At 54.6% G+C, this 522-nt stretch carries 1 protein-coding gene; it reads left to right on the plus strand.

Annotated elements, in window-relative coordinates; genetic code table 11:
• A partial coding sequence (locus B7449_RS22590) for a hypothetical protein (protein ID WP_209426804.1) occupies positions 1-389 on the plus strand: 389 nt, incomplete at its 5' end.
• Positions 390-522 lie beyond the last annotated feature (133 nt).

The raw sequence follows: 522 nt of genomic DNA on the forward strand, positions 1-522 counted from the left end.
ACATAATACTGGCGGACATTTCAGGTGCGTCCTACTCATATGCGCCCACAAGCAGCGGCACCATAGCAGCAAATGGGAACATTTCAGGGGGCTGGTGGACGAAACAGGGAAATATCCTGCGCCAGTGCCTGAAGATCACATCAACAGGTGTTTCTGGCATTATCCCGGTTACATTCCCCACTGCTTATAGTGATGTCCCTGTTGTTTCTATTACGTGGGCTGACCTTGATGACAACTCGTCATGGTCTAACGTTCTCGTCCAGAACGGAGAGCCTGTTATTTCCGCAACGGGGGTCAGCATATGGGCACGCTCCCTGGGACAGGGTGGAGACCTGGCGGATTCCGCCGGATGGGGCTGGGTGACCGTTGAAGGCCCCGTGGCAGACTGACAGTAAAGGAAAACATCATGGCAACGCAGAACTACATCCTCTATCGTACCGCCGCCTTCATGTATCAGCCGGGTTATGCCTACATAGCGGGCGAGACCCCCGTTATACCGGCGGCGGTAATCTCTGCTCCACT

It is taken from the genome of Komagataeibacter intermedius TF2, from assembly GCF_000964425.1.
Taxonomy (GTDB): domain Bacteria; phylum Pseudomonadota; class Alphaproteobacteria; order Acetobacterales; family Acetobacteraceae; genus Komagataeibacter; species Komagataeibacter intermedius.